The organism is Streptomyces sp. NPDC055078, assembly GCF_053607985.1.
The window spans coordinates 1-5,847 of the sequence record NZ_JBSGUP010000521.1; the positions used below are offsets into that span (position 1 = coordinate 1).

4 protein-coding genes are annotated in these 5,847 nt (G+C 70.8%); all 4 read right to left on the reverse strand.

The genetic code is table 11. The annotated features are described in order from the left end of the window. On the reverse strand, window positions 1-1,762 hold a 1,762-nt coding region (locus tag ACWF94_RS30955), incomplete at its 3' end, for a methylmalonyl-CoA mutase family protein (RefSeq protein WP_453495874.1). 9 nt (window positions 1,763-1,771) lie between these two features. Further along, entirely contained in the window at window positions 1,772-3,145 is a 1,374-nt protein-coding gene (gene ccrA / locus ACWF94_RS30960) for a crotonyl-CoA carboxylase/reductase (protein WP_453495877.1), read from the reverse strand. A 391-nt stretch (window positions 3,146-3,536) separates the two neighbouring features. Beyond that, window positions 3,537-4,835, reverse strand: a complete 1,299-nt coding sequence (locus ACWF94_RS30965; protein ID WP_453495880.1) for a sugar diacid recognition domain-containing protein — start codon at window positions 4,833-4,835, stop codon at window positions 3,537-3,539. 125 nt (window positions 4,836-4,960) lie between these two features. Further along, window positions 4,961-5,815: a TetR family transcriptional regulator gene (locus ACWF94_RS30970; protein WP_453495883.1), complete on the reverse strand. Its 855-nt coding sequence runs from the start codon at window positions 5,813-5,815 to the stop codon at window positions 4,961-4,963. Window positions 5,816-5,847: the final 32 nt, after the last annotated feature.

The following is a 5,847-nucleotide window of genomic DNA, read 5'->3' on the forward strand; positions in this document are numbered from 1 at the left end:
GACCCACACAGTGCACATCCTCCGCGAGCGCGGCCGACACGATCTGCTCGGGGGTCAGCCGGATGCCCTGGTAGACCACCTCGAAGCCGGCGTCCCTGGCCCGTACGGCGATCTGCTCGGCGCCGTTGGAGTGCCCGTCGAGCCCCGGTTTGCCCACCAGCAGCCGCAGCCGCCCGGTGCCGAGGTCGGCGGCGGTCCGGGTCACCTTCGCGCGGACGGCGGCCAGCGGGGTGCCCTCGTCGGCGGTGACCGCGAGCGGTGCGCCGGAGACCCCGGTGGGTGCGCGGAACTCGCCGAACACATCGCGCAGCGCCCAGGCCCACTCGCCGGTGGTGACACCCGCACGGGCGCACTCCACGGTGGCGGCCATCAGATTCTCCGTTCCCGCCGCCGTCTTCTTCAGGGCGGCCAGGGCGTCGGTCGCGCGGGCCTCGTCGCGGTTGTCGCGCCAGGTGTGGAGCGCCGCGACGACCCGTGCCTCGTTCTCCGGGTCGACCGTCATGATCGCCGTGTCGAGGTCGGCGGTGAGCGGGTTCTCCTCCGTGGTCTCGAAGACATTGACCCCGACGATCTTCTCGTCGCCCGCCTCGATCCTGGCCCGCCGTTCGGCGTGCGACGAGACCAGCCGCGACTTGAGGTAGCCGGACTCGACGGCGGCCATCGCCCCGCCCATCTCCTCGATGCGGTCCATCTCGGCGAGGGAGTCGGTGACCAGTTCGGCCACCTTGGCCTCGATGACATGCGAGCCCGCGAAGATGTCCTCGTACTCCAGCAGATCCGACTCATGGGCCAGCACCTGCTGGATCCGCAGTGACCACTGCTGGTCCCAGGGCCTGGGCAGCCCCAGCGCCTCGTTCCACGCCGGGAGCTGTACGGCCCGGGCGCGGACGTCCTTGGAGAGGGTGACGGCCAGCATCTCCAGCACGATCCGCTGGACGTTGTTCTCCGGCTGGGCCTCGGTCAGACCGAGGGAGTTGACCTGGACGCCGTAGCGGAAGCGGCGCTGCCGGGGGTTCTCGATGCCGTACCGCTCGCGGGTGACCTGGTCCCAGATACGGGAGAAGGCCCGCATCTTGCACATCTCCTCGATGAAGCGCACACCGGCGTTCACGAAGAAGGAGATACGGGCCACCACCTCGCCCCTGCGGTCCTCGGGGACCTGCCCGGACGCGAACACCGCGTCCAGGACGGCGATCGCGGTGGACATCGCGTACGAGATCTCCTGGACGGGGGTGGCGCCCGCCTCCTGGAGGTGGTAGCTGCAAATGTTGATCGGGTTCCACTTGGGGATGTGGTTCACCGTGTAGGCGATCATGTCGGTCGTCAGCCGCAGCGAAGGCCCTGGCGGGAAGACATGCGTCCCGCGCGACAGATACTCCTTGACGATGTCGTTCTGGGTGGTGCCCTGGAGCAGCGCGGGATCCGCTCCGTGCTCCTCCGCGACGACCTGGTAGAGCGCCAGCATCCACATCGCGGTGGCGTTGATCGTCATGGAGGTGTTCATCTGCTCCAGCGGGATGTCCTGGAACAGCGTGCGCATGTCACCGAGGTGGGAGACGGGCACCCCGACCCGGCCCACCTCGCCTCGCGCGAGGATGTGATCGGGGTCGTACCCCGTCTGGGTCGGCAGGTCGAAGGCGACCGAGAGACCCGTCTGGCCCTTGGCGAGATTGCGCCGGTACAGCTCGTTGGACGCCTCGGCGGTCGAGTGACCGGCGTAGGTCCGCATGAGCCACGGCCGGTCCTTGCGGCGTTCAGTCATGACCGGCTCTCAGACCGTGGGGCTGGGCTGGGTGGCCTGGTCCGCCGGGGTGTCGCGGAACAGGTTGATGGCGTCGAGGTGCTTCTCGCGCAGTTCGTGGTCGCGCACACCGAGCCCTTCCCGGGGGGCCAGCGCGAGGACGCCGACCTTGCCCTGGTGGAGGTTGCGGTGCACGTCGTAGGCGGCCTGGCCGGTCTCCGCCAGCGGGTAGACCCGGGAGAGCGTGGGGTGGATCTTCCCCTTGGCGACCAGCCGGTTCGCCTCCCAGGCTTCGCGGTAGTTGGCGAAGTGGGAGCCGATGATCCGCTTGAGGGACATCCACAGATAGCGGTTGTCGTACTCATGGGTGTAGCCGGAGGTCGAGGCGCAGGTGACGATGGTGCCACCCTTGCGTGTCACGTACACGGATGCCCCGAAGGTCTCGCGTCCCGGGTGCTCGAAGACGATGTCCACGTCCTCGCCGCCGGTCAGTTCGCGGATGCGCTTGCCGAACCGCTTCCACTCGCGCGGGTCCTGGGTGTGCTCGTCCCGCCAGAACCGGTATCCCTCGCCGCTGCGGTCGATGATGGCCTCGGCGCCCATGCGCCGGCAGATGTCGGCCTTCTGGTCGCTGGAGACGACACAGACGGGGTTGGCGCCGCCGGCGAGCGCGAACTGGGTGGCGTACGAGCCGAGTCCGCCGCTCGCGCCCCAGATCAGGACGTTGTCGCCCTGCTTCATCCCCGCGCCGTTGCGCGAGACGAGCTGGCGGTACGCGGTGGAGTTGACCAGCCCGGGGGCGGCGGCCTCCTCCCAGCTCAGATGCTGGGGCCTGGGCATCAGCTGGTTGGACTTGACGAGCGCGATCTCGGCGAGGCCGCCGAAGTTGGTCTCGAAGCCCCAGATCCGCTGCTCGGGGTCGAGCATGGTGTCGTTGTGGCCGTCCGATGACTCCAGCTCGACGGAGAGGCAGTGGGCGACGACCTCGTCGCCGGGGCGCCAGGCGTTGACTCCGGGGCCGGTGCGCAGGACGACTCCGGCCAGGTCGGAGCCGATGACGTGGTACGGCAGATCATGGCGCCGGGTCAGCTCGGAGAGCTTTCCGTACCGCTCCAGGAAGCCGAAGGTGGCCAGCGGCTCGAAGATCGAGGTCCAGACCGAGTTGTAGTTCACGGAGGAGGCCATCACGGCCACCAGCGCCTCGCCCGGACCGAGTTCCGGCACCGCCACGTCCTCGACGTGGAGGGACTTGCGGGGGTCCTTCTCCCGGGTCTCAAGGCCCGCGAACATCTCGGTCTCGTCCTTGTGCACGGTCACCGCACGGTAGGACTCGGGAACGGGCAGCGCGGCGAAGTCGGCGGATGTGCTGTCGGCCGATTGGATCGCGTCCAGGATTTCCTTCACGGTGTTGCCTCCGGCGAAGCGCGTCGGGGAGAGCCCGAGGGATCTCCCGCGGCGGGATTGAGGGTCAGTGCTGCTGCTGTGGAGGTGTGCCGTCGGTTCGGCGGGGGTGGTGCGGTGGGCAGCGCTGGTGGGCGCGTTCGGGAGCCTGTGACGCAGGCGTCCGGGCGCGCGAACCCTGTTGATCGCGGGTTGCGGGGACAGCCGGCGTACGAGTGGTCTCTGCACGCCGGCCGCCCGGACGCCTTCAACGTATGGCACGCCGTGCCAAGTGACAAGACACTGCGTGCCAATAATTTTCTCAAGTGTCATCCCGAGGGCACGGATGAGCAACATAAGCCCCCATGGGTGGCCTTGTGTGTACGGCCGGATACCCCGGGTGAACTTCGGCGGGTCAGCGGAGGGACGGCCCGGCGGAGGCGTCCTGCGACGCGGTCAGCAGATCCCCCAGGCACGCCAGATAGAGCGCGATCGCCGCGACCGGCTCCCGCACCCGCTGCCCCGAGAGCTGCTCGATCTTCTCCAGCCGGTACAGCAGCGTGTTCCGGTGCACCCCCAGCCGCTCGGCCGAGCGCAGCAGACTGAAGCCGCCCTCGGTCCAGGCGATCAGCGTGTCGCGCAGGGCGGGCCAGTCGCCGCGCCCGGGCAGCGGTCCGAGGGTCGTCACGGCGGACCGGAACCGCCCGTGGCGCACCGCCGTCGCCACGAGCTGCGGCACCCTCAGGGCGGCCACCGCGAACACCCGGCCCGCCGGGTTCAGGGCCGGACCGATCCGCAGGGCGTCGGCCGCGTCGCGGTACGAATGGCTCATCCCGGCCACCCCCGTGCCCGGGTCCCCGATGCCGATCCGGGCGCTCAGGCCGTGGCGCCCGCCGATCGTCGCCACCAGCCGCTCACAGCGCGCCGCGAGGGCGCCGGACCCGGGGGCCGGTCCGGGCTGCGGTCCGGGCTGCGGTCCGGGCTGCGGTCCGGGCTGCGGTTCGGCCTTCGGGCCGGCCCTTGGGCCGGTCTTCGGGCCGGTCTTCGGTTCCTCGGGGGCGTGCAGGAACGCGTAGCGCCCGGCCGCGATCTCGCCGCCGATGTCCTGCCCGCCGGGGAACTCCTCCCTCAGGGTGCGCATCAGCGCCGTCCGGGAGGGCGCGGGCGCTCCCGCCCCCGCCCGTACGCCCGCCCGCACGTCCACCACCACCGCCGTCCGCGCGGGCGCCGGATCGAGGCCGAGCGCGGCGGCCCTGGCCTCCACGGTGGCCGTGTCCATCGCGTCCGGCGCGTAATAGGCGATGTCCCGTACGAAGTCGTCCACGGCCCGCTCGCGCGACAGCCGGGAGCCGAGCAGCGCGGTCTCCGCCAGCAGGATCTCCGTCTGCCGGCGCAGCACCAGACCGAGACTCCGCAACGCGGCGGGCTCCCCGCCGCTCAGACAGAGCGCGCCCACGGCGTCCGCGCCCACGACCACCGGGAGGCTGATCCCCCCGGGCGCCCCGTCCCCCCGCCCCGCGGTGTGTGCGATGGGCTCCCGGGTGCGCAGCGCCTCGTACGCGGGCCGGTGGACGGTACCGATCCGCTCCGGGGCGCCGGAGCCGATGACCACCGCCCCGCCATCGGTTATCAGGACGTCAAGACCTGTGATCCGGCCAATGTCGTACGCGATCTCCTGCGCCAGCTCCGGAGTCAGCACATCCCGAGTGTCCATGTGCGGAACATATAGAGATCACCGGGATTCGGGTAGTCAATTCGGGCGCCCCGTACGGTAGGTTGCCCGATCTCCACCCCTGCCCCGGGGGGATTTCCGCTGGCCGCCCGGGACGCCCGCGACGGTCAGCCCCGGCGGTCCTTGAGCGCGCGTTCGATCGTACGCATCACATCGTCCAGCGGCGCGTCCGTGCGGGCCACGGTCACCAGCACCTCCTCACGGCTCTCCACGGCACCGGTCGGCGGCTCGGCCGCCATGGCCGAAACCGGCTCCCCGCCCAGCGAGCGGCCCGCACCGATTCCCGTACCGAAGGTCTCCCGGACGATCGCGAAGGCATGGTCGAGCTGGGCGCCCACATCGCCCTCACCGCCCGCCCGCAGCCAGCGGCGCAGCACATGGTTGTGCGCGGTGACGACCGCCGACGCCGCCACCTCCGCCAGCAGCGGATCGTCATTGCCGTCGTGGTGGTCGCGCTCGTCGAAGTGGCCCAGCAGATAGCGGGTGAACAGCCGTTCGTAGCGGGCCACCGAGGCGATCTCCCGCTCCCGCAGCGTGGGCACCTCACGGGTCAGCCGGTAGCGCTCCACGGAGACGGCGGGGGAGGACGCGTACATCCGCATGACTTCCTTGATGCCCCGGCACACGGTGTCCAGCGGGTGCTCATGGGCCGGTGCCGCGTTCAGCACCGCCTCGGCCCGGACGAGGGTGTCGTCGTGGTCCGGGAAGATCGCCTCTTCCTTGGACCGGAAGTGGCGGAAGAACGTCCGCCGCGCGACCCCGGCAGCCGCCGCGATCTCGTCCACGGTCGTCGCTTCGTACCCCTTGGTGGCGAACAGTTCCATCGCCGCTGCCGCCAACTCGCGGCGCATCTTGAGACGCTGGGCCGCGGCGCGGTTGCCCGCGGCACTTTCCGGGGCGTCGGCGGCGGATTTCGTACGGGGGGATTTGGCGGGCTGGGGCATGCCCCGAACGTACTGCATTCGCGCTGGAGAGCGCGCCTGCGGGGCGGTCC